Raw genomic sequence first — 1,725 nt, 5'->3', positions numbered from 1 at the left:
TAATCAGACAATCTGTGTGGGCACTCGCAGGACACAATCAACCTGCCGAAAGGCAAAAAAGATTAAGTCTTGAAGAGTGACTGAACAGTGAATTCATTATGAACTGACAGTAGAAATTCTTTGAGCAGCAAACTTTTAATTGAAGAGTTTGATCATGGCTCAGATTGAACGCTGGCGGCAGGCCTAACACATGCAAGTCGGGCGGCAGCGGGGGAAAGCTTGCTTTCCTGCCGGCGAGCGGCGGACGGGTGAGTAATGTCTGGGGATCTGCCCGGGGGAGGGGGATAACCACTGGAAACGGTGGCTAATACCGCATAATCTCTGAGGAGCAAAGTGGGGGACCTTCGGGCCTCACGCCATCGGATGAACCCAGATGGGATTAGCTGGTAGGTGGGGTAACGGCTCACCTAGGCGACGATCCCTAGCTGGTCTGAGAGGATGACCAGCCACACTGGGACTGAGACACGGCCCAGACTCCTACGGGAGGCAGCAGTGGGGAATATTGCACAATGGGCGCCAGCCTGATGCAGCCATGCCGCGTGTATGAAGAAGGCCTTCGGGTTGTAAAGTACTTTCAGCGGGGAGGAAGGCGTGAAGCCGAAGACGTTTCACGCTTGACGTTACCCGCAGAAGAAGCACCGGCTAACTCCGTGCCAGCAGCCGCGGTAATACGGAGGGTGCAAGCGTTAATCGGAATTACTGGGCGTAAAGCGCACGCAGGCGGTCCATTAAGTTGGATGTGAAATCCCCGGGCTTAACCCGGGAACGGCATCCAAGACTGGTGGGCTAGAGTCTCGTAGAGGGGGGTAGAATTCCACGTGTAGCGGTGAAATGCGTAGAGATGTGGAGGAATACCGGTGGCGAAGGCGGCCCCCTGGACGAAGACTGACGCTCAGGTGCGAAAGCGTGGGGAGCAAACAGGATTAGATACCCTGGTAGTCCACGCCGTAAACGATGTCGATTTGGAGGTTGTGCCCTTGAGGTGTGGCTTCCGGAGCTAACGCGTTAAATCGACCGCCTGGGGAGTACGGTCGCAAGATTAAAACTCAAATGAATTGACGGGGGCCCGCACAAGCGGTGGAGCATGTGGTTTAATTCGATGCAACGCGAAGAACCTTACCTACTCTTGACATCCACGGAATTCTGCAGAGATGCGGAAGTGCCTTCGGGACCCGTGAGACAGGTGCTGCATGGCTGTCGTCAGCTCGTGTTGTGAAATGTTGGGTTAAGTCCCGCAACGAGCGCAACCCTTATCCTTTGTTGCCAGCACTTCGGGTGGGAACTCAAGGGAGACTGCCGGTGATAAACCGGAGGAAGGTGGGGATGACGTCAAGTCATCATGGCCCTGACGAGTAGGGCTACACACGTGCTACAATGGCGGATACAAAGAGAAGCGACCTCGCGAGAGCAAGCGGAACTCATAAAGTCTGTCGTAGTCCGGATTGGAGTCTGCAACTCGACTCCATGAAGTCGGAATCGCTAGTAATCGTAGATCAGCATGCTACGGTGAATACGTTCCCGGGCCTTGTACACACCGCCCGTCACACCATGGGAGTGGGTGGCAAAAGAAGTCGGTAGCTTAACCTTCGGGAGGGCGCTGACCACTTTGTGATTCATGACTGGGGTGAAGTCGTAACAAGGTAACCGTAGGGGAACCTGCGGTTGGATCACCTCCTTAACCGAAGAGAGTGAGCTTGTGAGTGTTCACACAGATTGTCTGATGAA

1 rRNA gene is annotated in these 1,725 nt (G+C 54.6%); it reads left to right on the top strand.

From position 1 onward, the window contains the following. Window positions 1-136: 136 nt before the first annotated feature. A 16S ribosomal RNA gene (locus ABLA85_RS17210) occupies window positions 137-1,678 on the top strand. Window positions 1,679-1,725: the final 47 nt, after the last annotated feature.

The organism is Xenorhabdus sp. SGI246 (assembly GCF_040838225.1).
Taxonomy (GTDB): Bacteria; Pseudomonadota; Gammaproteobacteria; order Enterobacterales; family Enterobacteriaceae; genus Xenorhabdus; species Xenorhabdus indica.
Note: the sequence above shows the minus strand (reverse complement) of the source record. Positions and strands in the feature narration are given on the sequence as shown.